At 61.0% G+C, this 25,620-nt stretch carries 19 protein-coding genes; 15 read left to right on the top strand and 4 right to left on the bottom strand.

Features of this window, described 5'->3' with window-relative positions; all coding sequences use genetic code 11:
- Positions 1 to 53: 53 nt before the first annotated feature.
- Positions 54 to 1,166: a sporulation integral membrane protein YtvI gene (gene ytvI, locus PD282_RS19040; RefSeq protein WP_274652234.1), complete on the bottom strand. Its 1,113-nt coding sequence runs from the start codon at positions 1,164 to 1,166 to the stop codon at positions 54 to 56.
- A 223-nt stretch (positions 1,167 to 1,389) separates the two neighbouring features.
- Here ytvI and ppk1 point away from each other — a divergent pair, with 223 nt between their 5' ends.
- A complete protein-coding gene (gene ppk1 / locus PD282_RS19035) occupies positions 1,390 to 3,450 on the top strand; it encodes a polyphosphate kinase 1 (protein ID WP_274652232.1) in 2,061 nt (686 codons plus the stop codon).
- On the opposite strand, the gene PD282_RS19030 is transcribed toward ppk1, so the two are convergent.
- The gene (locus PD282_RS19030) at positions 3,447 to 4,976 is read right to left on the bottom strand and encodes a Ppx/GppA phosphatase family protein (protein WP_274652230.1); all 1,530 of its coding nucleotides are present in this window, start codon (positions 4,974 to 4,976) and stop codon (positions 3,447 to 3,449) included. The genes ppk1 and PD282_RS19030 overlap by 4 nt on opposite strands.
- A gap of 435 nt (positions 4,977 to 5,411) precedes the next feature.
- Between PD282_RS19030 and citZ the strand changes: the two genes are divergently transcribed.
- From citZ to PD282_RS18995, 7 genes are all read left to right on the top strand, one after another.
- Positions 5,412 to 6,527: a citrate synthase gene (gene citZ, locus PD282_RS19025; protein WP_274652228.1), complete on the top strand. Its 1,116-nt coding sequence runs from the start codon at positions 5,412 to 5,414 to the stop codon at positions 6,525 to 6,527.
- A 135-nt stretch (positions 6,528 to 6,662) separates the two neighbouring features.
- Positions 6,663 to 7,955 carry an NADP-dependent isocitrate dehydrogenase gene (icd, locus tag PD282_RS19020; RefSeq protein WP_274652225.1) on the top strand — a complete coding sequence of 431 codons (1,293 nt, stop codon included), beginning with the start codon at positions 6,663 to 6,665 and terminating at the stop codon, positions 7,953 to 7,955.
- A 473-nt stretch (positions 7,956 to 8,428) separates the two neighbouring features.
- Positions 8,429 to 9,370, top strand: coding sequence for a malate dehydrogenase (gene mdh, locus PD282_RS19015; RefSeq protein ID WP_274652223.1), 942 nt, complete (start codon positions 8,429 to 8,431; stop codon positions 9,368 to 9,370).
- A 98-nt stretch (positions 9,371 to 9,468) separates the two neighbouring features.
- Positions 9,469 to 11,721 (top strand): DNA helicase RecQ, encoded by a 2,253-nt coding sequence (gene recQ, locus PD282_RS19010; protein WP_274652221.1) that lies wholly within the window; start codon positions 9,469 to 9,471, stop codon positions 11,719 to 11,721.
- A gap of 117 nt (positions 11,722 to 11,838) precedes the next feature.
- The gene (locus PD282_RS19005) at positions 11,839 to 12,264 is read left to right on the top strand and encodes a hypothetical protein (RefSeq protein WP_274652219.1); all 426 of its coding nucleotides are present in this window, start codon (positions 11,839 to 11,841) and stop codon (positions 12,262 to 12,264) included.
- A 37-nt stretch (positions 12,265 to 12,301) separates the two neighbouring features.
- On the top strand, positions 12,302 to 13,252 hold the full coding sequence (locus PD282_RS19000; protein ID WP_274652217.1) for a sugar kinase: 951 nt from the start codon (positions 12,302 to 12,304) through the stop codon (positions 13,250 to 13,252).
- Position 13,253: 1 nt separating this feature from the next.
- Positions 13,254 to 14,063, top strand: a complete 810-nt coding sequence (locus PD282_RS18995) for a DeoR/GlpR family DNA-binding transcription regulator (RefSeq protein ID WP_274652215.1) — start codon at positions 13,254 to 13,256, stop codon at positions 14,061 to 14,063.
- A gap of 83 nt (positions 14,064 to 14,146) precedes the next feature.
- On the opposite strand, the gene nagA is transcribed toward PD282_RS18995, so the two are convergent.
- Together nagA and nagB are read right to left on the bottom strand one after the other, a co-directional pair.
- A complete protein-coding gene (gene nagA / locus PD282_RS18990) occupies positions 14,147 to 15,322 on the bottom strand; it encodes an N-acetylglucosamine-6-phosphate deacetylase (protein WP_420832370.1) in 1,176 nt (391 codons plus the stop codon).
- An 11-nt stretch (positions 15,323 to 15,333) separates the two neighbouring features.
- Positions 15,334 to 16,056, bottom strand: coding sequence for a glucosamine-6-phosphate deaminase (gene nagB / locus PD282_RS18985; RefSeq protein WP_274652211.1), 723 nt, complete (start codon positions 16,054 to 16,056; stop codon positions 15,334 to 15,336).
- A 225-nt stretch (positions 16,057 to 16,281) separates the two neighbouring features.
- On the opposite strand from nagB, the gene fni reads away from it, so the two are divergent.
- The 7 genes from fni to PD282_RS18950 all read left to right on the top strand — a co-directional run bounded on the left by fni (position 16,282) and on the right by PD282_RS18950 (position 25,619).
- Positions 16,282 to 17,355, top strand: coding sequence for a type 2 isopentenyl-diphosphate Delta-isomerase (gene fni / locus PD282_RS18980; protein WP_274652209.1), 1,074 nt, complete (start codon positions 16,282 to 16,284; stop codon positions 17,353 to 17,355).
- Between the two features lie 101 nt (positions 17,356 to 17,456).
- A complete protein-coding gene (locus tag PD282_RS18975; RefSeq protein WP_274652207.1) occupies positions 17,457 to 18,656 on the top strand; it encodes an MBL fold metallo-hydrolase in 1,200 nt (399 codons plus the stop codon).
- Between the two features lie 89 nt (positions 18,657 to 18,745).
- Positions 18,746 to 19,981 carry a CapA family protein gene (locus PD282_RS18970; protein WP_274652205.1) on the top strand — a complete coding sequence of 412 codons (1,236 nt, stop codon included), beginning with the start codon at positions 18,746 to 18,748 and terminating at the stop codon, positions 19,979 to 19,981.
- 6 nt (positions 19,982 to 19,987) lie between these two features.
- Complete coding sequence (locus PD282_RS18965; RefSeq protein WP_274652204.1) at positions 19,988 to 20,746, top strand: glycerophosphodiester phosphodiesterase; 759 nt, start codon at positions 19,988 to 19,990, stop codon at positions 20,744 to 20,746.
- Between the two features lie 197 nt (positions 20,747 to 20,943).
- On the top strand, positions 20,944 to 21,660 hold the full coding sequence (locus PD282_RS18960; protein WP_274652203.1) for an ABC transporter ATP-binding protein: 717 nt from the start codon (positions 20,944 to 20,946) through the stop codon (positions 21,658 to 21,660).
- Positions 21,638 to 22,681 carry an efflux RND transporter periplasmic adaptor subunit gene (locus PD282_RS18955; protein ID WP_274652202.1) on the top strand — a complete coding sequence of 348 codons (1,044 nt, stop codon included), beginning with the start codon at positions 21,638 to 21,640 and terminating at the stop codon, positions 22,679 to 22,681. The genes PD282_RS18960 and PD282_RS18955 overlap by 23 nt, the downstream gene beginning before the upstream one ends.
- 19 nt (positions 22,682 to 22,700) lie before the next feature.
- Complete coding sequence (locus PD282_RS18950; protein WP_274652201.1) at positions 22,701 to 25,619, top strand: ABC transporter permease; 2,919 nt, start codon at positions 22,701 to 22,703, stop codon at positions 25,617 to 25,619.
- The last annotated feature ends 1 nt before the right edge of the window (position 25,620 follow it).

The raw sequence follows: 25,620 nt of genomic DNA, 5'->3' as shown, positions 1-25,620 counted from the left end.
GGCAGTGCCGGAACCCGGAGTTCCGGTCTGCCGCCGCTTTTTCCCGGGCGGTGTCATTTTCCTTTCATAATATAAGCGTACAAGTCCCGAAAAACGTTCGCGTTATGTATGGTGGACAGAATGACAAGGGAAACCGGTCCGATAATCAGGCCGACGACGCCGAACAGCTTGAGCCCGACGAACATGCCGATAAGCGTAGGGAGCGGGTCCAGACCGACGCTGCTGGCCAGCACCTTCGGTTCGATCATGGAGCGTGCGACGAGTACGACGCCGTACAAGACGGACAAGCCGATGCCAAGCGACAGGTCTCCGTAAATGAACGTATATGCGATCCACGGCACCATGGCGGCGCCGACGCCGAGATAAGGCAGCAGGTCGACGAGTCCGATCAGCAGTCCGATCGAAATTGCGTAATCGACGCGCAGAATAAGCAGGCCGATGGTGACGACGACCGCCGTGATCGAAATCATGATGAACTGGGAGCGCAAGTAGCCGAACAGCGCGCGAAGCAGGTCGTTCCAAACGACCGATATCGTTTTGCGCATATGATCGGGAAGCCAGCCGGACATGCGGGTCCGGTGGCGGTACCAGTCCTTCGTAATAAAAAACGCGGCCAGCAGGACGACGATACTGATTGTGGCGACATTCGGCAGCGAAGACAGAAAGCCGACAATGCCGTTCAAAATATAGGTGATCAGGTCGGTGCTTGTCTTGGCGATCAGGTTGGCCGTGTCGGAGATGCGCGCGTTGATCGTGTTCTGGTAGTTCGGGTTGTTCTGATAAAACGAGCTGACCTTGTCGATCAAATTCTGAATTTCCGGAGCGGCGACAAGCCGTTGAAACTGGTCCCGCCACCAGTCGATCGTCGAATTGAGCGTTCTCGACAAATGGATGATTTCCACGACGATGCGGGTGACGAGCGCCGAGACGATGGTGACGACCGCGGCGACGAAGGCGAGCAGCGTTAACGTGACGCCGATCCACCTCGGAAGCTTCAGCCGCCGCTGCAAAAAATTGACGACGGGATGAATCGCATAAGCGATCAGCCAGCCGAAAATAAACGGATAGACAAGCGGCGTTACAAAGACGATGGCGAGAACGACGGCGGCAATTCCGACAAGAACGATAACGGCGCGGCCGAGCCGCTTCCATAGAGCCGGATCCATGCTGATCAACCCCCTTTGGGCGTAAAATGCGGTATCGAAGGACAATCTCCCTGCTTTAGCATATGCTTCCTTGATGCACAATATTGTAACATGACGGCAGACGTTTACAAATGACGGCGGACGGACACGGCCGTTTTACGCGGCATTTACAATCCCTTAATATGGGACTGACAGTGCGCCCTTATAATGGCTTATCGGCACCATCTCTTTAGGGGGACACCGCATGAACAAGCTGCTATCCCGGTACCTCAACCGCGACCTGAGCTGGATCGAGTTTAACCGGCGCGTGCTGGAAGAGGCGCAGGATCCGGACAATCCGCTGCTCGAACGGGCAAAATTTCTGGCGATTTTCGCGGGCAATCTGGACGAATTTATGAGCGTCCGCGTTGCCGGCATTCAGGACCAGATGAAGGCAGGCTATACGAAAAAAGATTTTACCGGCTATACGCCGGCCGGTTTATGGAAACGGATTTTAAAGCGGACGGCGCATATGGTGGCGGACCAATATAAAACGTACCGCGACGTCATGCGGGGACTGTCGCGGGCCGGCATCTGCCTGCGGACGCTCGGCGAGCTGACCGCCGCCCAAACGAAAGCGATCGATGATTATTTTCGCGAGATCGTCTTTCCCGTTCTGACGCCGATGGCCGTCGATCAGAGCCGCCCGTTCCCTCTGCTGCATTCGAAAGAGCTGTATTTGTCCGTCCTGCTGCGCCGGGAGGACGATCCGCCGGAGGAAGAACCTTATTTCGCCATCGTGCAGGTGCCGTCGATCCTGCAGCGTTTGGTCGCCGTTCCGGGCCGGGCGAACAGCAGGAAGGCCGAATTCGTTTTTCTGGAAGATTTGATAGAACGGCATATCGGCACGCTCTTTAACGGTTATACGACGGCAGGGGTCCATCCGTTTCGTTTGACGCGAAACGCCGATTTGACGCTGAACGAGGAAGGCGCCGAGGATTTGCTGGAGGAGATCGAGAAGGAGCTGCGCCGCCGCCGCTGGGGAATGCCCGTCCGGCTTGAATATGCCCGCGGCATGCATCCGTATGCGCTGCGCATGCTGAAGGAGGAGCTCGAGCTGGGCGAAAACACGATTGAAATCGAAGGCCCGCTCGACCTTGGCTTTCTGATGCGGTTCGCGGGATCGCTGCAGGGCTATGAATCGCTTCGCTTCGAACGGATGGAGCCCGTCTATCCCCGCGAAGTTGAAGAAGCGGACGACCTGTTCGCACTGCTTCGCGAGCGGGACGTGCTCGTCTATCATCCGTACGAATCGTTCGAAGCGGTGGACGATTTCGTGATGGAAGCGGCTTATGACCCGGATGTGCTCGCGATCAAAATGACCCTGTACCGGGTCAGCGGCCAATCGGCTCTTATCCAAGCGCTTGCGAAAGCGGGCGAATCGGGCAAGCAGGTGACGGTCGTCGTGGAGCTGAAGGCGCGGTTCGACGAGGAGCGGAACATCGCCTGGGCGCGCCAGCTGGAGAAAGCCGGCTGCCACGTCGTATACGGTCTCGTCGGTTTGAAGACGCATGCCAAAATTACGCTGGTCGTCCGCCGCGAGCAGCATACGCTTCGCCGCTACGTCCACGTCGGCACGGGAAACTATAACGGCAATACGGCCAAGCTGTATACCGATATCGGGCTGTTTACGTCTCATCCGGTCATCGGCGCCGACGCTTCCGCGCTGTTCAACGAGGTGACCGGGTATTCGTCGCCGTACGAATGGAAGGCGTTCGGCGTCGCCCCGAACGATCTGAAGCAGAAGCTGTTCGGCCTGATCGACCGAGAAATCGGATATGCGAAGGAAGGCAGGCCGGCCCATATCATCGCCAAAATGAACAGTCTGTCGAACCAGGAAATGATCGACAAGCTGTACGAAGCGTCGCAGGCCGGCGTCAGGATCGAGCTGATCGTCCGCGGCGTTTGCTGCCTGAGGCCGGGCGTCCCGGGCTTAAGCGAGCATATCCGCGTCATCAGCATCGTCGACCGGTTTCTGGAGCATTCTCGGATTATTTATTTTCGGGGCGGCGGCGCAGAGGACGTGTATTTGTCGAGCGCGGATTGGATGACGAGAAACCTGACCCGCCGGATCGAGCTGATGTGCCCCGTATTCGACGCGGGCTTGCGGGGGATGCTCGTAGGCATTTTGCGGCTGAACCTGAGCGACAACCGGAAGGCCCGGGAGCTGCAGCCGGGCGGCAATTACGAGCGGGTGCAGGACGAAACGGCGCCGCCGATCCGCAGCCAGTTCGAGGCGCAGCGGATCGAAAGCTGGAAGGGCTAAAGGTAATCGGGCGGCAGGAGCGCGGGCAGCATCCCCCACGTTTTCTTGAAATCAGCCGCCATTGATTCGACCTCCTTGCGTTCCACCGCAAGCGTTCCCTCGGCTCGAACGGCGCGCAGCTGCAGCCTGCCGCCATCCGTCCGAACGGTCAGCCGCCCGATCGCCTGCGTTTCGCTCCGGTCGAGCGCGACGGCCAGCTGAAGCAGCAAGCCTAATCGGCAGATCAGCTCCGCGTCCGCATCCGACAGCATCGGCTTGTAGGCCGCAGCGATCTGGCGGACGCGGCTTTTGTTTTTATAGGAGGCGATAGCGGCGACCAGCAGCGTTTCCCGGTGGGACAGGCCGTTCAGGTGGGAATTGACCATCAGGTAAAACGTATGCTTGCGGTAATCGTAATAATCGATGCTAGCTCCGATCCGGAACAGTGTGGAGGCGGTGTCGAGCCACGTTTTGGCCCGCTCGGGAAAAGGAAACGCGTCCTGCAGCGCTTCGAACAGCTGGATCGCCGTGCGGTTCACCTGGGCGACGTGATGACGCGGCGCTTCCGGGTGCAGGGCCGCCAGATTGCCGACGCTGTAAGCCAGCACGTCGTCCAGTATCGGACGGTCGGGAAACCGGGTCGCGTAGAAGAGGCCGTCCCTGAGGCCGGAGCCGCAGATGACATAGCGCGACGCCCGTACAGCCGAGAACAGCGTACGCAGGATGGCGAGGCCGGGCACGATGATGTCCAACCGGTCCTTGGAGAGGCCGGGCATTTTGCGGCGGCTTCCGATCGGCATCCGGCGAATCGTCTCGTAGAGCTCATCCGCGTCTTCAGATGCGACTTCGTAGTTATGGAAGCTGTCGAACGGATATTTGACGTGCGCCTGATGTATTTTGCCAAGCGCCCTGACCGTGCCGCCGACCCCGATGAGCGGCAGTCCCGGCGACCGGCTGAGCCACGGCTCGCGCTGCGCCTCCCGCTCGACGTGCTGGACGAGCGCGCGCAGCTGCTCGTCGCCGAAGCCGCCGCCGGCTGCAAAGCGACGGGTCAGGCTGACGCAGCCGAAAGGGAACGAGACGGACCGGACAAGCGTCCGGTCCTTGAACAGCGACAGCTCGGTGCTGCCGCCCCCGATATCGATCAGGAAGCCGTCCGTCACGTCCATTGTGTTGATCATCCCGAGAAAGCCGTACCCGGCTTCTTCTTCGCCGGAAAGCAGCTCCACGGCGAGGCCGGTCTCGGCTTCGACACGGCTCAGCACATGTTTCCGGTTGACGGCGTTACGAATCGCCGCCGTGGCGATCGCGCGGATATGACCGGCCCGGTGATGCGCGCAGATGAGCCGGAAGTGGCTGAGCATATCGACAAGCTCGTCGATCGCGGTTTCCGGCAGCCGTCCTTTTTCGTCGATCTGCTCGCTCAAGCGGGCGGACCGTTTGCTCCCGTCGATGACGCGGTGGGCGCCGGCGGCGGTCCGTTCATAGATGACCAGGCGGATCGAATTGGAGCCGATATCGATAATGCCGATGCGTTGTTCTGTCATGTGCGGGAGCCTCCGGTTTCCATCTGATATGACGTTCTTCAGCCCATTTTAACATGTGCAGGCCCAGGTCTAAAGAAATTCACCGAGCGGAAGCCGGCAAGTCCCGCCAAATCCGGTGAACCGGGGAAAAACGCCTGCGGTGTCGGAAATGAGGCAATTGCCGGTCGCCCATCGTCCCGCATGGACGGGATTTTTTACCTGTTCGGGTGTATTTTTGAGGTGGAAGTGGTACAATACGGCATGGTGCCGAATTCTCGGTTTTTTTGCCGCCCTGCAGGCCTTCCGCACTGGCAACAACTAATTTTAATGATGCCGATAAAGCATTTTTATGTCCGTTTTTGTTCACTTCAATATCAAAATCCGATATGATTAAAAGCGACGAGACGGATTCGAAGGTTTGGAAATGCTCAATTGAACATAAAAGGAGAGAAAAACATGACGGCTACCAAAGGTCTGGAAGGAATCGTCGCTACCACGTCCTCGATCAGCTCCATCGTCGACGGCGTGCTGACATACCGCGGTTACGATATTGACGATCTTGCGGCAAACGCTTCTTTCGAAGAAGTCGCATACCTGCTCTGGTACGGAAAACTCCCGACAAAATCCGAGCTGGACGGTCTGCTCAAGCAGCTGGGTGAATATGCTCCGATTCCCGCGCAGGTGATCGAGCAAATCAAGCTTTTTCCGAAAAACACCAACTCCATGGCGGCGCTGCGTACGGCCGTATCGAGCCTTGCGCTGTACGACGAGTCCGCAAACGATATGACTCCCGAAGCGAATCTCCGCAAGGCGGTCAAGCTGCAGGCGCAGCTGCCGACGATCGTTGCGGCGTTCGCCCGCATTCGCAAAGGCCTGGAGCCGGTAGCTCCGAAGGCCGGCGTATCCGTGGCTTACAACTTCCTGTACATGCTGACCGGACAAGAACCCGACCAGGTGGCGGTCAAAGCCCTTGACCAAGCGCTTGTTCTGCATGCCGACCATGAGCTGAACGCTTCGACGTTCGCCGCGCGCGTAACGGTCGCGACGCTGTCCGATATCTATTCCGGCGTGACGAGCGCAATCGCCGCTCTCAAAGGGCCGCTGCACGGCGGCGCGAACGAGGCCGTGATGGTCATGCTTGAAGAGATCGGTTCGTCCGCCAACGTCGAGCCTTATATCAACGCAAAGCTCGCGGCCAGAGAGAAAATCATGGGCTTTGGCCACCGCGTATACAAGAACGGCGACCCTCGCGCGAAGCATCTTCAGAAAATGTCGCGCGAGCTCGGCAAGCTGACCGGCAACATGGAGCTGTACGAAATGTCGGTCAAGATCGAAGAAATCGTGACCGGCCAGAAAGGGCTCAAGCCGAACGTCGATTTCTATTCGGCTTCCGTCTATACGACGCTTAACATCGAGCGCGACCTATTTACGCCGATCTTCGCCATCAGCCGCGTATCGGGATGGACGGCGCACATTCTCGAGCAGTACGAGAACAACCGCCTGATCCGCCCCCGCGCCGAATACACCGGTGCTGTCAGCCAGAAGGTCGTCCCGATCGACCAGCGCAGTTAATCGAAGCCCGCATCCGGCGGGACCGCCGCATCGTCAAGGAGCGGCAGGGTGCCGGCGCCCGGCTGCCAAGCCGCGCGCCGGCATCCGTTATCCTGCAGCCAAGCCAAAGTCATTATTTTAGGAGGAATACGACTCATGAAACTCGAAAAATTTGCACTTCCGACCGAGGGCGACAAAATTACGATCGACAACGGCGTATTGCAGGTTCCGAACAACCCGATCATTCCGTTCATCGAAGGGGACGGCACAGGCCGCGATATTTGGAAGGCGTCGAAGCGCGTCCTTGACGCAGCCGTGGACAAAGCGTTTAAAGGCCAGAAGAAAATCGCCTGGTACGAAGTGTTTGCCGGCGAGAAAGCGTTCAATTCGTACGGCGAATGGCTGCCGGCCGATACGCTGACGGCGATTCGCGAATATATCGTGGCCATCAAAGGCCCGCTGACGACGCCGATCGGCGGCGGCATTCGTTCCCTGAACGTGGCGCTGCGCCAGGAGCTCGACCTGTACGTTTGTCTGCGTCCCGTACGTTATTTCGACGGCGTTCCTTCGCCGGTGAAGCGTCCCGATCTCGTTAACATGGTCATTTTCCGGGAAAACACGGAAGATATCTATGCAGGCATCGAATATCAGGAAGGCACGGCGGAAGTGAAGAAAGTGCTCGAGTTTCTGCAGAACGAAATGGGCGTAAAGAAGATCCGCTTCCCGGAAACGTCGGGCATCGGGATCAAACCCGTTTCGTCCGAAGGCTCGAAGCGTCTCGTCCGTGCGGCCATCGAATATGCCATTAAGCACAGCCGCAAATCGGTCACGCTTGTCCATAAAGGCAACATCATGAAATTTACCGAGGGCGCGTTCAAAAACTGGGGCTACGAAGTCGCCGAGCAGGAATTCGGCGATAAAACGTTTACCTGGGGCCAATACGACCGCATCAAGGAAGCCGAAGGCACCGACGCGGCGAACAAAGCGCAGAAGGAAGCGGAAGCAGCCGGCAAAGTTATCGTGAAAGATGCGATTGCCGACATCGCCCTGCAGCAAGTTTTGACCCGTCCGACCGACTTCGACGTCATCGCGACGCTGAACCTGAACGGCGACTATTTGTCCGACGCGCTGGCTGCCCAAGTCGGCGGCATCGGCATCGCGCCGGGCGCCAACATCAACTACCTGACGGGCCACGCGATTTTCGAAGCGACGCACGGCACGGCTCCGAAATACGCCGATCTCGACGTCGTCAACCCGGGCTCCGTCATTCTGTCCGGCGTCATGATGCTTGAGCATCTGGGCTGGCAGGAAGCGGCCGACCTGATTTATAAAGGGATGGCAACGTCGATCAACAACAAGACGGTAACGTACGATTTCGCACGTCTCATGGAAGGCGCAACCGAAGTGAAATGCTCTGCGTTTGCGGATGAAATTATTAAAAATATGTAAGACTGCCTTCGAAGTGCCCCTGTCGCGTATGTTGGCGAAGCAAGTTTTGCTGATGGAAAAACGCGTTCGGGGATTCTGAGAAGTTTGCCATCTGGATACACTGGGAATGAGGGCGGAGCTTCTTCACCCCGGCCCGATTTTGGGACTGGCATCCCATGGACTCCATGTTCATGGGATATCTCTTCCGGTTCCCCTTAAGCGCCTTGCGAAGCAGGTTTCATCGGAATCGCTTAAGGGTCCAGGAGGCATTGCCCTCCGGACATCCGCCGGCTGACGGGGTGCTCAAGAGGTGCTCGTTTGCCGCTTGAGTGCGCCGCTTTCGTCCCGGCTGCCGGCTATCGCCGAGCGGCCGGGACCGGCGGCGTTTCGGGAAGATTTTCTCGCGCATCGGGCGAACGGTTCCTCGTCGTGCGAGTCATGCTCTTCGCCGCCCAGTTCCGCTATACGGATAAAACGTTTAGGAGGCAATGCCGATGGCTATCAAACGGAACAAGATTACGGTTGTCGGTGCCGGTTTTACCGGCGCGACGACGGCGCTAATGCTGGCGCAGAAGGAGCTCGGCGACGTCGTGCTCGTCGATATCCCGCAGCTTGAAAACCCGACGAAGGGCAAGGCGCTCGACATGATGGAATCGACGCCGGTCCAAGGCGTCGATGCGAAAATTACCGGCACCTCCGATTACGCCGCAACGAAGGATTCCGACGTCGTGATCATAACGGCCGGCATCGCCCGCAAACCGGGCATGAGCCGCGACGATCTCGTCAACACGAACGCCGGCATCGTCAAGTCGGTGTGCGAAAATGTAAAGGCGACGAGCCCGGACGCGTATGTAATCGTCTTGTCCAACCCGGTCGACGCGATGACCTATGTCGCCTATACGACGCTCGGCTTTCCGAAAAACCGCGTCATCGGCCAGTCCGGCGTGCTCGATACGGCCCGCTACTGCACGTTTATCGCCGAAGAGCTCAATGTTTCGGTGGAAGACGTGCGCGGCTTCGTGCTCGGCGGACACGGCGACGACATGGTGCCGCTCGTCCGGTACTCGAACGTCGGCGGCATTCCGATCGAGAAGCTCATTCCGGCTGACCGGATCGAAGCGATCGTGCAGCGCACGCGCGTCGGCGGCGGCGAAATCGTGGGTCTGCTTGGCAACGGCAGCGCCTATTACGCGCCGGCCGCTTCGCTTGTGCAGATGACGGAAGCGATTTTGAAGGACAAGAAGCGGATTCTTCCGGTCATCGCGCTGCTGGAGGGTGAATACGGCTACGATAATCTATTCATGGGTGTGCCGGCGATTCTCGGCGGCGACGGCATCGAGAAGGTGTTCGAGCTTGAGCTGACGGACAGCGAGAAAGCGGCGCTCGAAAAATCGGCGCAATCGGTGCGCAGCGTCATTGCGGTCGTTTCCGCGTAATCGTCCGTTTGACCGCCTCATGAAGTACATGAGACCCTGACCGTAACGGCTCAGGGTCTTCCTTTTTCAATCGATACCGTCAGAAAGGAGGAGGGTGAATGCTGGAGCAGGCGCTGCACATGCTGAAGCAGGTGTACGGCTACGACCGGTTTCGCAAAGGCCAGGAGGAGATCATCGGGGGGCTGATGGAAGGGAAGGATACGCTCGCCATTTTGCCGACCGGGGGAGGAAAGTCGGTCTGTTATCAAATTCCGGCGATGCTGCTGCCGGGCACGACGATCGTCGTATCGCCGCTCATTTCGCTCATGAAGGATCAGGTCGACACGCTGGGCCGCCTTGGGGTGTCCGCCGCCTATTTGAACAGCTCGCTCGATGCGGCGGCTTACCGCGAGGTCGTCCGGCAGACGGTGCAAGGCGCATACAAGCTGCTTTATGTTGCGCCCGAGCGGCTGGACGGGACCATGTTCGAATCGCTGACGAGCCAGCTGCATATCCCGCTGATCGCAATTGACGAAGCGCACTGCGTCTCGCAGTGGGGGCACGATTTTCGCCCGAGCTACCGGCAGCTTGCCGGCTGGATCGGCAGGCTTGAGAAGCGGCCGCCGGTCGCGGCTTTTACCGCCACGGCGACCCCGGAGGTGTCGAGCGACATCGCCGCCATGCTCGGGCTGCGCAGCCCGAACATATTCGTCACTGGCTTCGCGCGGACGAATTTGGCGCTGACGGTCGTGACGGGCACGGACAAGCGGAAATATTTGCGCGAATACGTCCGCCAGCGCCCGGACCAGTCCGGCATCGTCTATACCGCCACGCGGAAGGAAGCCGAGGAGGTGTGCGCCGACCTGACGAAGCTTGGCGTAGCGGCCGGCAAATACCACGGCGGGCTGTCCGATACGGAGCGGGCGGAAGCGCAGGAGCGGTTTCGTTTCGACGAGATCCGGGTTATGGTGGCGACCAATGCGTTCGGGATGGGCATCGATAAGCCGAACGTGCGCTATGTCGTCCATTGGCAGATGCCCGGCGACGTGGAATCGTATTACCAGGAAGCGGGACGCGCCGGGCGCGACGGCGAGGAAAGCGAATGCGTCCTCCTGTTCGAGCCGCAGGACGTGCAGGTGCAGCGTTTTCTGATCGAACGGAGCACCGCCGACCCGGAGCGCAGAGCGGTTCAACTTGGCAAATTGTATACGATGATGCATTACAGCCGGACGGAAAAATGCCTGCTGCAATTTATCGTCGGTTATTTCGGCGAAGCCGACGTGCCGACGTGCGGCAAATGCAGCAGCTGTCTCGATCAAAGCGAGAAAATCGACCTGACCGAGGAAGCGCGCAAAGCGCTGTCCTGCGTCGGGCGGATGAAAGGGCGCTTCGGCGTCTCGATGGCGGCGAAGGTGCTGAAGGGCTCGAGAGAGAAACGGCTGCTCGATTTCGGGCTCGACCGGCTTACGACGTACGGGCTGCTCCGAAATTGGGCGGAAAAGGACATCTCGGACTGGCTGTACTGGCTCGTGGCGGAAGGCTATATGCGAATCAGCGACGGCGAATATCCGACCGTCTCGCTGACTACGGAGGCCCTTCCGGTACTGGAAGGGAAGGTCACCGTTCTTCGCCGCCGCAGCACCGCCGTCCGGCGGCGCAGCGAAGGAGCCGCCGCCGGCGCGGAGAACGCGCCGCTATTCGAAGCGCTGCGGGAGTGGCGCAGAGAGACGGCCGCACGCGAGCACGTGCCGCCGTTCATGCTGTTTTTCGACGCGACGCTGAAGGAAATTGCCGACCGGCAGCCGGTCACGACCGAGCAGCTGCTGGCGATTAAAGGCGTCGGCGCAGCCAAAGCGGCGAAATACGGGCTGGACGTGATCCGCATCGTCCGGAGTCTGGAATCGGGAGCGCGTCCGGAGGCGGCTGCGGATTCCATAGGTGAAGGGGCCGGCGGCCGTACCGGAAGTCCGGAGGCCGGCCGCGCTGCGTCTGGTTCCGCCGGCAGCGGAGAGCGCCGGACGGCCGATGCCTATCCGGAGGCGGCTGCGCTGCTTGCCGAGACGGCCCATCTGGCCACTCATGCGCAGACGCTGGCCCTGTTCCGGCACGGTCTTACGCTCCCGCAAATCGCCGGGCTGCGCGGGATGAGCCGGGTCACGATCGAAAATCATTTGCTTCGCTGCGCGGACGAAGGCGAAGAGGTGGAGTGGAACGCTTTTATTCCCGGGGAGCATGAAGCGCTTATTGTCGAGACGATCCGGCGGGTCGGCGCGCAGCGGCTGAAGCCGATCAAGGACGAGCTGCCGGAAGAGATCGATTATTTCGCGATCAAAGCGGTCATGGCGAAGCACCGGCTTGGAAGCGCCGGGTGACGCCGGCTGCGGATTGTTTTGAATTCAAACGGTCGATTTAGTATACTTGATGAGGAAAAAACTTGCATACGGCTTCGGGGCAAGGACGGTTCACAATATGGTTCAGGAGGATGCGAAATGGTACAGTTCATCATCTTTTTACACGTACTTGGCGCGGCGGGAATGGGCTTTTACCTTGTGCTCCCATTTCTGGTCGGCAGGGCGTCCAAGCTCGACGGCGGCGGACAAGCCGGCTTGGCGGCGGGACTCGGAGCGGCCAACCGGATCGCGCAATATTTTCTCGTGCTGCAGTTTTTGACGGGAGGTTACCTGATTTCGCAAGGCGAATATGCGGTGGTCTGGATGATTCTGGTTATCGTCCTGTTTCTGGCCATTGCTGCCATCGGCGGTATTGTATCGAAGCCGCTGAAGCTGATCGCTTCCGAAATTCAGGCCGGCCGCAGCGCATCCTCGCATATCGCCAAAGTGCGTGCGCTGAGCGTAGTTATGCTCATTATTTATGTCGTCATCCTTTATTTCATGGTATTTCCGATCGCGAAATAATGCGTTCGATTTTCGACAGGAGGCGAAACGATTGTCGATGGAAAGTCCGCAACTGCTGACGTTTGGAGAAACGATGGCGCTGTTCATGCCGCCCGAGTACCGGGGGCTGGAGGGCGCCTCCACGCTGGAGCAAAGCTTCGGCGGGGCCGAAAGCAACGTGGCGATCGGAGCGGCCAGACTCGGCTGCTCGGTCGGCTGGTTCGGCGCTTTGGGCGACGACCCGTTCGGCCGTGCGGTCGTCAAGAGGCTGCGCGGCGAAGGCGTCGACGTGTCGCGTGCCCGGCTCTCACCGGATGCCCCGACCGGGATGATGTTCCGGGAAACGGTGGCGGGCAAGCTGGCGGTGCATTATTACCGCAAGCATTCGGCCGCCAGCCGGATGCGGCCCGAGGACCTTGATCTCGACTATATCCGGGGCAGCAGCATTCTTCATGTAACCGGTATCACCACTGCGCTGAGCGACAGCTGCCGCGAGACGGTGTTCGCCGCCGTGGACGCGGCGAAGCGGGCGGGCGTACGCGTCAGCTTCGATCCGAACCTGCGGCTGAAGCTGTGGTCGATCGAAGAAGCGCGACGCGTCGTGCTGCCGCTTGCGGAGCAGGCGGATTATTTTCTGCCGGGCTGGGACGAGCTGAAGCTGCTGTACGGCACGGACGACTTCGACGCCGTCAAAGCGAAGCTTTCGGCGCTCGGCGCTGTCAGCGTCGTGAAGGGCGTCGGAGAATCGACGGTTGTCCTCGAGCGGGGCGAAGCGACCTCGGTCCCGTTTTATAAGGCCGATCAAGTGATCGATACGGTGGGAGCGGGAGACGGGTTTTGCGCCGGTTTTTTGACCGGGCTGCTGAAGGGCTTGACTCCGGTGGAAGCGGTGCGGATCGGCAGCATCAGCGGCTCGCTGGTCGTGCAAATGCGCGGCGACTGGGAAGCGCAGCCGGACTGGGCGGCGGTCGAAAGCCGGCTGTCGGACAAAGGCTGGGTGGAACGGTAGAATGCCGGAGGTGCAGACGTCGAAAGGGCAGCTTCGCCGCGAAAGGCTGCTGAACGTACTGAAGCGCCAGGGGCGCATCACGATCCAGGAGGTCGTGGAACGCTTCGGCGTATCGGAGGCGACGGCCCGCCGGGATCTCGAGCTGATGGAGAAGTCCGGGCCGGTCATCCGCACGATGGGCGGAGCGATGTACGACGGGATGAACGCCGTCCGGGAGCTGCCTTTCGCCGAGAAGGAAGGACTGTCGTACGTCGAGAAGGAACGGATCGCGGGCGCGGCGAACGAGCTGATCGAGGAGGGCGACGTCGTCGGCTTGTCCGGCGGCACGACGAACCATTTTCTCGCCAAGCTGCTGAAGACGCGGCGCGGCATCACGGTCGTGACCAATGCGGTCAACGTGGCGATGGAGCTGGGCGGCAGCGACATTCAGGTCGTGGTCACCGGCGGCATCATGCGGCATAACAGCTTCGAGCTGTGCGGCCCGCTCGGCGAAGGGATGATCGCTCATCTCAATATCGCCAAAATGTTTCTCGGCGTCGACGGCGTGTCGTCAACCGGCGGCATTACGACGTATTCGGAGCAGGAGGCGCAGATTGCGAAGGCGATGATGGCGCGTTCGCAGGCAACCTACGCGATGTTCGACCATACGAAAATCGGCCGCACGTCGCTGTTCTCGATCGCGCCGCTCGGCAGCCTGCAGGGCCTGATCACCGACAGGCCGCTTCCGCCGCAGCTTTCGGCCGCCGCCAATGCGCACGGCATCAGTCAATATGTAGCCGGCGGCGACGCCGAGCCGGCGGGGATGCCGTAAGATGCGGAAGACGGCGCGCCGCCGCTAACGACAAACAAGCAATGGGAGCATTCCGCGTCTCCCATTGCTTTTTTTCATGCCGTTTATTCGGCTGCGAAAACGTTTCTCCCCGCCACCCAGGTCGAGCGGACGGCATTCAGCCCGGAATCGGCCAGAACGAGATCGGCAAGCTTGCCGGTCTCGATCGAGCCGGTGATGGGCCCCAGACCGAGCTGCTTGGCCGGATTGGCGCTGGCCATCCGGCTGATCGCCGGAAGCGGCAGGCCGGAATGCGCCAGCATGAAACGGACGGCGTCAATCATCGTCAGCGTGCTGCCGGCGAGCGAGCCGCCTTCCCGCAGGCGGGCGACGCCTTGGCGGACGTCGACGGCAAGGCCGCCCAGACGGTAATCCCCGTCGCCAAGTCCCGCAGCGGCGATCGCATCCGTAATAAGCACGACTTTGTCCGCCGGCTTCGAGAGGACGACAAGCCGGATGGCCGCCGGGTGGACATGGTGGCCGTCCGCAATCAGCTCGGCGTAGAGGCGCGGATCGGTCAGCACGGCGCCAAGCGTTCCCGGCTCGCGGTGGTGGAGGCCGCGCATCGCGTTGTACGTATGTACCGCCTGCGACAATCCCGCGTCCGCGGCAGCTAAAATCTCGTCGTATTTCGCGTCGGTATGACCGCACGACACGACGACGCCTTGCTGCGCCAGCCGACGGATCAGCCCGGTCGCCCCGGCTTTCTCCGGCGCGAGCGTCAGCTGCCGGATCAGCCCCGGATGCCGCTCCGTCCATGCTTCGACCCAGTCCGGACGGGGCGGCGCGATAAACGCCGGATTTTGCGCGCCGGGCCAAAGCTCGCTAATAAACGGCCCTTCCAGATGGACGCCTTCGAGCGCGGCGTACGGCATCTCGCCCTGTCGATAGCCGCCGGCTGCCGCAAGCACCGCTTCAATCGCTTCCGGCGGCGCGGTGACCGTCGTCGCCAGCATGCGCGTCGTTCCTTTGGAGGCGTGGAAACGGGTGATCGTTTCGTACGCCTCGCGGCTGGCGTCCATAAAATCGGCGCCGCCGCCGCCGTGTACATGCATATCGATAAAACCGGGCAGCAGCCACCCGCCGCCGCCGTCGATCGCCGTTCCTTCGAATGCCGATTCGCTTCCGGCCTCCGCGATTTCGGCAATTTTGCCGTCCTTGACGGTCACGCTGCCGTCAACGATCCGGTCCCCGGCGATGATTCGGACCCCGCGGATCCGCCAGTCGCCGTTTGTTGCCATCGAACCCATATTCATAACAGCCTCCCTGCAGCTTGATCGACCAGCACCGTGACGTCCGCATGCGTTTGCAGCAGCGACGCGGGGCACTCCGTCGTGATCGGCCCGGCCAGCGCCTGCCGGACGATCTCCGCTTTGTCCGCTCCTTTCACGACGAGCAAAATGGCGCGGACCTTCAAAATGGAGCCGATGCCCATCGTGATGGCCTGCTTCGGCACCTCATCCATCGAACCGAAAAACCGTGCGTTCGCCTCGCGCGTATTTTCGCGGAGCCGCACGACGTGCGTGCCGCCCTGAAGCGCATGATCGGGCTCGTTGAAGCCGATATGCCCGTTATGGCCGAGCCCGAGCAGCTGAAGATCGATCGGCCGCTCCGCGAGCAGCCGGTCGTACCGGGCACACTCGGCGGCGAGATCCGCCGCGACGCCGCTCGGGATGTTGGCGCCGCCCGGCGGCAGGTCGATGGAGCCGAACAGCTTGTCGCGCATGAAATACGCATAGCTCTGCGGGTGCTCCGGCGGAAGCCCCACGTATTCGTCCAGGTTAAAGGTCGTAGCGCGCCGGAAGCTGATTTCGCCCCGGGCATGCTTCGCTATTATTTTTTCATAAATTCCGATCGGTGTCGACCCTGTCGCAAGGCCAAGCACGGCGCCGGGCTTGGCATCCAGCAGGCCGGCGAACCGGTCTGCGGCATACCGGTCGAGTTCGTCCGTCTGTTCGAATGTTTTGATTTTCACTGCGGTAACCTCCCGGATAACGTCGTCTCTTTAAATTTTATGCCAGAACGATAAGAATGACAACAAATTTGATTGTAAATTTCATATAAATGAAAATATAGTTCATCATAATTATCGTATCACCCGAATTTCCGATAGGATGAAGCAAACTTGCTCCGCAGGCGTTCATTATGTGATGATAGACCTATACGGGCTCTTTGCTTCGAACACCAAGGGGGATGAAGGATGACGACACACCGAACCTATGAGGCGGACGAGCCGGGCGCGACGGTCAGACGGAAAGGCGAGCATATCCGGATCTGCCTGCAAGAGGAGGTGCAGGGAACCGGCGCCGGGACGGGGTTCGACCGCTTCCGGTTTCGGCATCAGCCGCTTCCGGAGCTGAACTTCCGCGATATCGACACCTCGGCCGAATTTCTCGGAAAAAAGCTGCGGGTGCCGCTGCTGATCAGCTCCATGACAGGCGGAACGGCCGAGGCGGCCGCGATCAACGCCCGATTGGCTGAAGCGGCGGAAGCCCGGGGCTGGGCGATGGGGCTCGGCTCGATGCGGGCGGCGATCGAGGATGAGCGGCTGGCGGACACGTTCCGCGTCCGGAAACAGGCGCCGACGATTCCGCTCGTCGCCAATCTCGGGGCCGTGCAGCTCAATTACGGCTACGGCGCCGACCAGTGCAGGCGCGCGGTCGAGCTGGCCGAAGCGGATGCGCTCGTGCTGCACCTGAACAGCCTGCAGGAGGTGTTCCAGCCCGAAGGGGATACGAATTTCCGCGGGCTGCTGGCCCGCATCGCCGATGTCTGCCGCCGGCTTGCGCATGACGGCGTTCCTGTCGGCGTCAAGGAGGTCGGCTGGGGCATCGACGAGGAAACGGCCGCGCGGCTGGCGGAAGCGGGTGCGGCGTTTATCGATGTCGCCGGGGCCGGCGGCACCTCGTGGAGCCAGGTCGAGAAGCACCGCTCGCGCGACCCGCTCCGGGCTGCGGCGGCGGAAGCCTTCGCCGGCTGGGGCACGCCGACCGCGGAGTGCCTTCGCGGCGCGCGAGGGCGGCTGCCGGGCGCCTGCCTGATCGCGAGCGGCGGGCTGAAGCACGGCGTCGACGCGGCGAAGGCGATCGCGCTCGGCGCCGATCTGGCCGGCTTCGGCCGCTCGCTGCTCGCCGGCGCGGCCGAAGCGAATGCGCCCGTGCCGCCGGCGGAGCAGCTTGCGCGCATCGAGCTCGAGCTGCGCGGCGCGATGTTCGGCATCGGCGCGGCTTCGGTCGCGCAGCTGCGGGCGACGCAGCGGCTTGTTTTCGCATAGCCGCCTTCGCTCTTCATGCTGCCCCTTACGTTCTTTGCCATACGCGCGGGCATTGAAGTACAATAGCAAAAGGCGCGGCTTAAGGACGCCGGCGCCCGGTCATGCGGCTGCCCGCCAGCCGCGGCGCAAGCCGGGAACGGGCGGCAGGATGCCGGGCCCGCGCCGGGAGACGGCACCGGATCGACTGGCACCGCGCGCGGCACCCGGCGAACGGTTTTGCGCAGCATGATCGTCATCTGATCGGCTGCATGTATGGATACAAAACGGAATTGGAACAGGAAGGTGCCTCCATGAGCGCTTCGGGCGCAGAAATGACAGCGAAGCCGGAAGGATTCAGCGGAATCGTCACGCAGGTGAAGGTGCCGCTTCCCTTTTCGCTGAAATGGGTCAACAGTTACATATTGCGGGACAGCCGCGGCTTTACCGTGGTCGATCCCGGTCTGCATACGGAAGAGGCGCTTGCGGCTTGGGACGCCTTCTTGTCTGAAAAGGGCATTCGCTACCCGGATATTCACACGATCGTGCTGACGCACCAGCATCCCGACCATTACGGGCTGGCCGGCTTGTTCCAGCGCCGCGCCGGCGCGCCCGTTTTGATTTCGCGGCGTTCGTATGCGTATACGCAGCGGCTCTGGGGGAAGGGCCGGACGTTCGGCGCCGATTTGACCTCCCTATTCTCGGAGCACGGCATGCCCGCCGAACAACTGGAGCAGGTCGCTCTTCATCTGGAAAGCTTCGTGGAAAAGGTGACGCCGCAGCCGGATGTAACATTCGTCGAAGCCGGCGCAACGGTCTCGATGGGCGGTCTCGACTGGATTGCCGTCGACGCGCCGGGACACGCGGGCGGCCAGCTGGTGTTTTACGCGGAGGAACGCGGGTGGATGCTGTGCGGCGATCAGGTGCTGCCGGATATAACGCCGAATATCAGCGTCGTTCCCGGCGAGGAGGACGATCCGCTGGAGCAGTTTTTGAACAGTCTGGACCGGCTCGGCGGCTATGAGGTCCGGCTGGCGTTTCCCGGCCACCGCGAGCCGTTCGCCGGATTCCGGGAGCGGACCCGGGAGCTGGCCGCACACCATGCCCGGAGGCTTGACGGTCTCGCGGAGATGCTGGCCGAAGGCCCGGCAACGGGCTTTGCCTGCTGCGAAAGGCTGTTTGGCGCCCGGATTGCGGGCAATGCGCACAATCTCCGGTTTGCCATGTCCGAGACGCTTGCGCATCTCGTTCATCTGGAGCGAAAGGGCAGAGCCGTTCGCGAGCAAAGAGGGGAGACGGTTTATTTTCGCGCTTCCCGTACTTGACGCAGAAGGAGAGAGAAATGCCGATGTCGATGTCACGCTCGGAATCGCGGCGGTCCGAAAAAAAACGAAAGGCGAGGCGGCTTCGCCGGATGCTGCAGCTGTATCTTTCGATGCTGACCGTGGTTGCCGTCTTGTTCGCGGTATATTGGACGATGCGCGATAGCCGGGACGGCGCTTCGGATGGCAGTAGGCCGAACGGCTCGCATCCCGCTGCGAATACCGGAGGCGGCGGGACGGGCGCCCCGCATCCGGGGAACGCCTCCGGTGAATCCGGCGGCGCGGACGGCAGCGGGAACGCCGACGGACAAAACGGCGGGCAAGCGACCGGCCCGGAAGGGAAGGACGGCCGGGAAAGCGGTTCGAACGGCAGCTCGGGCGGAGGGACGGTTACCCTCTCGTTTGTCGGCGACATTTTGCTGAGCGGATCGGTGGAGACGCGGATGGAGCGGGAGGGGTACGGCTACCCGTATGCGAAATCGGCCGATTTTCTGAAAAAGCCCGACCTGCTGGCCGGCAACCTGGAGACACCGGTCACCACGCGCGGCGAGCCCGCCGAGCATAAGCAGTATGTGTTCAAAAGCTCGCCAAAGGCGCTCCCGGCGCTTAAGGCCGCGGGGTTCGATCTCGTCACGCTGGCGAACAACCATACCCTCGATCAAGGCGTCGAAGGCTTGAGGGATACGATACGCCATCTGAACGATGCGGGCATCCCGAATGTAGGCGCGGGCAACAACGAGGCCGAAGCGTTCAAGCCGGTCGTGCTGGAGAAGGGCGGCATCCGCGTCGCCTACATCGGGCTGACGCACGTCGTGCCGGAAGTTTCGTGGAAAGCGGGGCCGAACACGCCGGGGCTTGCCGAAACGTACGACACGACCCGCGCCGTGAAGGCGATCGGCGAAGCGTCCAAGCAGGCGGATCTCGTCGTCGTGCTTGTGCATTGGGGCGTCGAGCGGGCCGATCGTCCGAACAGCCTGCAAAAGCGGGACGCGCACGCGTTTATCGATGCCGGCGCCGATCTTGTGATCGGATGCCATCCGCACGTGCTCCAAGGATTTGAAACGTATAAAGGAAAATGGATATCGTACAGCCTCGGCAATTATATATTTAATAGTACGAGGACGGAGAAAACGAAGGATACCGGCGTGCTCGACGCCGTGTGCGCCAAGGACGGACGCTGCAGGCTGAAGTTTCATCCGATGCGCTCGGAGGCTTCGCAGCCCGCTCCTCTGGCGGGCGAACAGGCGGCGGCGCTGCTGAAGCGGCTGTCGGGCCTTTCGCTCAACGCTTCCGTCGACAAAAACGGCTTTGTCCAACCGAGGAGGTGAAACGCGTTGGCCAATCCATGTGCCGCGCACCGCGGCGCTTCCGGACTGGCGCCGGAGAATACGATGGCCGCATTCCGCAAAGCGCTCTCGTTCCCGTTCGTGCAGTGGATCGAGCTGGACGTGCAGCTGTCCCGCGACGGCGTTCCCGTCGTCATCCACGACGACAGGCTGCATCGGACGACGTCCGGGTACGGCAAAGTCGGCGATTTCGACGCCTCTTATTTGCGGACGCTCGATGCCGGCGGCTGGTTTTCCAAGGCGTACGTCGGCGAACGCATTCCTCTGCTCGAGCAGGTGCTGGGCGAACTGGTGGGACGCTGCCGGTTCAATATCGAGCTGAAGACGTACGGCGGGCGTTACCCGGGCATGGAGCGCCGGGTCGTGGAGATGCTTTACGGCAAAGGGATGCAGTATGATACGGTTATAACCTCATTCGACCCGGAGGCGCTGACGGCGGTCCGAAGGCTCTCGGACGATGTGAGGACCGGACTGATTACCGACACCGCGCCGCGAACGCTTCCGGGCGATCTGCGGCGGCTCGGCGCGACGTTTCTGTCCATCGGCTACAAACGGGTTTCGCGGGCGCTGCTTGAGGCGATGCGCGCCTCCGGCACGGACGTGATGGCCTGGACGGTCAACGATATCGGCGCCATCCGGAAGCTGGCCGCCATGGACGGAGAGCTGATGATTTGCACCAATTACCCGGACCGGTTCGCCCGTGCGCTTCTTCCGCCCCCGGACGTTCCGTCCCCCGATCCCCGGTAACCCGGCGTTCACGACTCGTGAAGCCGGGTTTCTTTCGTTTACCGCATTTCGAGGCCGTTTGAACAGCAGGAGGAGGAAGCCCGCCGAATCGTCCATCTTTCGGTTGACAGCGCATTCATAGATTAGTATCCTAACTCTGACATGCAAAAACTCGAACTGGGCGAATTGTAAAATCATGGGGAGGAGCTGATCCGCGAATGAACAGGGCGCCCGCCCCCGCTGCAGGGGACAACCCGCTATTGCGCGCCGTCGGCGTGAAGAAAGTGTTCGGGAGCGGCGAATCGGCGGTTACCGCCGTGAAAAATATTAACCTCGACATCGCGCGCGGTTCCATGATCGCGCTTAAAGGCCGTTCGGGCTCGGGCAAAACGACGCTGCTTAATTTGCTGGCCGCGCTCGATCAGCCGACGGAGGGCCATGTGTATTACAACGGGCAGGAAATATCCCGGCTGCCGGAAAAGCAGCGCAGCGTCTGGCGGCGTTCCCAGATCGGCCTCGTGTTCCAGGCGTTCGGCCTCATTCCGCTGATGTCGGCTTACGAGAACGTTGAGTTCGGGCTGCGGATTGCCGGCAGCGACAGCCGCCTCCACCGGGAGCGGGCGGAACGCGCGCTCGAATGGGTCGGGATGAAGCCGCGCATGAAGCACCGGCCCCCCGAATTGTCCGGCGGTGAGCAGCAGCGCGTCGCCATCGCGCGAGCCATCGCGCACAGCCCCGCGCTGCTGCTTGCGGACGAGCCGACCGCCGAGCTGGACAGCCGGATGGGGCTGCAGGTGATCAAAGTGTTCCGCGACTTGGTACAGGAGCTCGGGATGACGGTCGTCATGACGACGCACGATCCCGGGATTATGGAAATCGTCGATCATGTCATCGAACTGGAGGATGGAGAGATTGCCGCACAACCGAACGCGTAGCCGCCTCGCCCGCCTCGCGGGGGCGTCCGCCGCACTCGCGCTTGCGGGAGCGCTGCTGTCGGGCTGCTCGCTGCTGCCCCGCCAGCAGAAGGAGCTGCAGCCGCCGCTCGTCAAACCGGCGCAGGAGAAATTCGATACGGTCGAAGCGAAGAAAGGCACGATCGAACGCTATTTCATCGGCACGGCAACCTTCGCTTCAAGCCGGGTCGTGCCGCTTTATTACACGGATGCCGGGCGGCTGAAGGATATTTACGTCAATCAGGGCGATACGGTGAAGAAGGGCCAGCTGGTCGCGGAGCTCGATACGGGCGATCTCGATACGCGCATCAACCTGGAGAAGCTGAACCTGGAGCGGGCGCAGATCGAGCTCGACAAGGCGGTCAAATCGGGCGCCGGCAAAAACGACTTGAGGGTGCGCCAAATCGACGTGGAGAGGGAACGGATTACGATCGATTCGCTTCAGGCGCAGTTCGAAGCGGCGAAGCTGACCTCGCCGATGGACGGCGTCGTATCGTACCGGGACACGCTGCAGGCCGGCGACGATGTAACCGGTTACAAGCCGATTGTCAGCATTGCCGACCCGAGCAGCCTGCAGCTGGTGCACGAGGCGGACGACCCGCAGACGCTGCTGCCGCTCCAGCCGGGGATGAAGGTGGTTGTGACGGTGGACGGAGCCGCTGCGAAAGGAGTCGTCACCCAGTCGCCATCCAGCGCGCCGATCACCGACGATAAGGACGTTGCCGAGCGGAACGGCAAGCTGCTGTATATCTCGCTTACCGGTCCGGCCGTTAAAGCGCAGATGGGCGACAGCGCCGACATCAAAATTTTGCTCGAGAAGCACGACAATGTCATCGTTCTTCCGCGCAGCGGCCTGCGGAGCTACCTGGGCCGGACCTATGTGCAGGTGCTGGACGGCGAGCGGCGCAAGGAGGTCGACGTCGAGTCCGGCATCACGACCGCAACCGATGTGGAAATCGTGAAAGGACTCGATCCGGGGCAGCAGGTTATCTTGAATAACTAGGCGGACGAGAGGTGTAACCATGGCCTTATGGACGATGATTTTTCGGAAAATGGCGAAGAATCGTTGGCTTCAGCTAAATTTGTGGTTCGGGCTGACGATTTGCGTTGCGCTGTTCAGCTCGATGCCGCTATACTCGCATGCGATTTTGCAGCGGACGCTGCTGAAGGAGCTTCAGCAGCTGCAGCAGGACCGCGGCGTCTACCCCGGGCTGCTGCGCGTATCGACGTCCGTCTCGGGTGGAGACGACGAATACGCCGTCACGCGCGCGCGGATCGCGAGCGCCGACGCCGTCATGAAGGCCGTGCCGGACCGCTTCGGCCTCAAAGCGCAGTCGTATCTCATCTCGCGCGCGACGCAGTCGTTCCGCGTGCTGCCGGCCGATGCGAGCGACATTGAGCGGCGCGAGCTGAACGTCACCGGCTCGTTCCGGACCATCACCGATCTGGACAAGCACTTCCATCTGATCGACGGCCGTTTGCCGAACGGGAACCGGAGCGACGGCGTCTATGAGGCGCTGGTGACGCAGAAGTTTCTGATCAATCTAAAGCGCGATCTCGGAGCGGAGTTCGTATATACGGACGAGGACACGAAGCAGACGTTTCGCATTATCCCCGTCGGGCTGATCGAAACGAAGACGGACGGCGGCTACGACCAGTTCGACGTGGACGCGTACAGCTCGTCCTTTTTCATCCCCTACGACCGTTTTCAGCGGGATTTCGTCGATACGAACAAGCTGCGGCTGTTCAGTATCCAATGGCAGTACGCGCTCGATTACACGCAGATCAAAATCGACAACCTGGACCGCATCACCGGCCAGTTCAACTCGCTTGACAATTACTTCAATATGCGGCTCGGCATCTCTTCGACGGAAATGCCGGCGAGCGCGCCGATCCAAACGTACGGCGATAAGAAGGAGAAGCTCGACCTCATGCTGTGGTCGCTCTATTCGCCCGTCATGTTCATGCTGGCGTTTTATTTATACATGGCCGCCAATCTCATCATTGAACGGCAGAAAACGGAAATTTCGGTGCTGCGCAGCCGCGGCGCCAGCCGTCTGCAAATCATGCTCGTGTTCGCGATCGAAAGCATCGTGCTTGGACTGCTGGCGCTGGCCGCCGGCCCGTTTCTCGGCGTCTTCTTCACGAAGGTGCTCGGCGCCTCGAGCGGCTTCCTCGAATTCGTTCAGCGCACGTCGCTTTCGGTCGTGCTCGACAGCGCCGCCTACCGGATCGCCGCCGCCGCCGTGCTTGGCTCCATCGTGCTCATTCTGGTGCCCGCCTTTCTGGCGACGCGGACCACGATCGTCGGACATAAACAGCAAATGGCGCGCGCAAACCGGATCTCGTTCTGGCATAAGACGTTTCTCGATTTCGTTTTGCTCGGCGTCTCGGTCTATTTGCTGTACAATTTCAACAAACGGATGTCCGATCTGAAGGCGCTCGCGCTGGATCCGAATTCGCTTCAGGTCGATCCGCTGCTGTTTTTCATGCCGGCGCTCTTCTCGCTCGGGTGCGGGCTGCTTGCGCTCCGCATCTACCCGTGGTTCATTAAGCTGGTTTACTGGATCGGCAGAAGGTGGTGGACGCCGGCGCTGTACTCCACGCTGCTGCAAATCAGCCGCTCGTCCACGCAATATTTGACGATCAAGGTGTTCCTGATCATGACGGTGGCGACGGGACTGTTCAGCGCCAATGCGGCGCGGACGATCAACGGCAATATGGACGACAAAATCCTGTACAACAATGGGGCCGATATCCGGCTGTCCGTTCAATGGGAGAACGATGCGCCGCCGCCTTCGCCTTCGGGAGGGCCGACGCAGGGCGACGCAGGCGGAGGCGGTGATGCCGCCGCCGCGGCTCCGCAGAAAATTACGTACACGGAGCCGCCGTTCTTGACGATGACGCAGCTGGCTGGCGTCGATACGGCAGCCCGAGTGTTCCGCAAGCCGGATGCGAGCGTCAGCGTAAACGGGAGCACCGATTCCACCGAATTGTACGGCATCGATACCGACGATTTCGGCAAAGTGGCCTGGATGCGGGACGGTCTGCTCGATTATCCGTTCAACAGTTATTTGAACCTGATTGCGCCCGATCCGAAGGCGGTGCTCATCTCCCGGTCGCTTGCCGATGCGTACAAGGTAAAGCCGGGCGATCCGCTGACGCTCAGCTGGAGCGGGCTTGACGAGGCCAGCTTCATCGTGTATGGCATTATCGATTACTGGCCGGGCTGGAACCCGCTGCCGGCTGGCGCCTCGGACGACGGCGATACGTCTTCCGACGCCGGAGACGACGATTCCGGCCCGAAAGCCAAAAAGCCGAACCTCGTCGTCGGCAACCTGTCGTATATCCAGAATCATCTCGCGCTCGAGCCGTATGAGGTGTGGATCAAGCTGAAGGACGGCGCATCCAGCCAGGTCGTGTACGACGATTTGCAGAAGAAGAACATCCCGGTACAGGATTTGGTCGACGCTAAACAGCTGCTTGTCCGGTCCAAAAACGATCCGTTCCGCCTGGCGATCAACGGCGTCATGACGCTCGGCTTCGTTATCTCGATGCTGATCAGCTTTTTCGGCTTCCTGCTGTTCTGGGTGCTGACGCTGTCCTCCCGCACGCTGCAGTTCGGGATATTGCGCGCGATGGGCATATCGTTTCTGCAAATCGTCGGCATGCTGCTGAGCGAGCAGCTGCTCACCTCCGTCGCCGCCGTTTTGATCGGCGTCTTTATCGGCAATGGAGTCAGCCAGTTGTTCGTGCCGCTGTTCCAGCTTTCGTTCAGCGCGTCGGATCAGTCGCCGCCGTTTCAGATCGTGCGCCAGCTCAGCGATTACGCGCAGCTGTACGGCGTCGTCGGCTTTATGCTGCTGATCGGACTGTCGATACTCGGCATCCGCATTTCCCGGATGAAAATTACGCAGGCGCTCAAGCTCGGGGAGGAATAAG

Source organism: Paenibacillus humicola (genome assembly GCF_028826105.1).
Taxonomy (GTDB): domain Bacteria; phylum Bacillota; class Bacilli; order Paenibacillales; family Paenibacillaceae; genus Paenibacillus_Z; species Paenibacillus_Z humicola.
Note: the sequence above shows the minus strand (reverse complement) of the source record. Positions and strands in the feature narration are given on the sequence as shown.

What these genes read in the sequence shown, in the direction of transcription:
- ytvI (WP_274652234.1), bottom strand. Translation starts at nt 1,166, where the DNA reads ATGGATCCGGCTCTATGGAAGCGGCTCGGCCGCGCCGTTATCGTTCTT.
- ppk1 (WP_274652232.1), top strand. Translation starts at nt 1,390, where the DNA reads ATGAACAAGCTGCTATCCCGGTACCTCAACCGCGACCTGAGCTGGATC.
- PD282_RS19030 (WP_274652230.1), bottom strand. Translation starts at nt 4,976, where the DNA reads ATGACAGAACAACGCATCGGCATTATCGATATCGGCTCCAATTCGATC.
- citZ (WP_274652228.1), top strand. Translation starts at nt 5,412, where the DNA reads ATGACGGCTACCAAAGGTCTGGAAGGAATCGTCGCTACCACGTCCTCG.
- icd (WP_274652225.1), top strand. Translation starts at nt 6,663, where the DNA reads ATGAAACTCGAAAAATTTGCACTTCCGACCGAGGGCGACAAAATTACG.
- mdh (WP_274652223.1), top strand. Translation starts at nt 8,429, where the DNA reads ATGGCTATCAAACGGAACAAGATTACGGTTGTCGGTGCCGGTTTTACC.
- recQ (WP_274652221.1), top strand. Translation starts at nt 9,469, where the DNA reads ATGCTGGAGCAGGCGCTGCACATGCTGAAGCAGGTGTACGGCTACGAC.
- PD282_RS19005 (WP_274652219.1), top strand. Translation starts at nt 11,839, where the DNA reads ATGGTACAGTTCATCATCTTTTTACACGTACTTGGCGCGGCGGGAATG.
- PD282_RS19000 (WP_274652217.1), top strand. Translation starts at nt 12,302, where the DNA reads ATGGAAAGTCCGCAACTGCTGACGTTTGGAGAAACGATGGCGCTGTTC.
- PD282_RS18995 (WP_274652215.1), top strand. Translation starts at nt 13,254, where the DNA reads ATGCCGGAGGTGCAGACGTCGAAAGGGCAGCTTCGCCGCGAAAGGCTG.
- nagA (WP_420832370.1), bottom strand. Translation starts at nt 15,322, where the DNA reads ATGGCAACAAACGGCGACTGGCGGATCCGCGGGGTCCGAATCATCGCC.
- fni (WP_274652209.1), top strand. Translation starts at nt 16,282, where the DNA reads ATGACGACACACCGAACCTATGAGGCGGACGAGCCGGGCGCGACGGTC.
- PD282_RS18975 (WP_274652207.1), top strand. Translation starts at nt 17,457, where the DNA reads ATGCGGCTGCCCGCCAGCCGCGGCGCAAGCCGGGAACGGGCGGCAGGA.
- PD282_RS18970 (WP_274652205.1), top strand. Translation starts at nt 18,746, where the DNA reads ATGCTGCAGCTGTATCTTTCGATGCTGACCGTGGTTGCCGTCTTGTTC.
- PD282_RS18960 (WP_274652203.1), top strand. Translation starts at nt 20,944, where the DNA reads ATGAACAGGGCGCCCGCCCCCGCTGCAGGGGACAACCCGCTATTGCGC.
- PD282_RS18950 (WP_274652201.1), top strand. Translation starts at nt 22,701, where the DNA reads ATGGCCTTATGGACGATGATTTTTCGGAAAATGGCGAAGAATCGTTGG.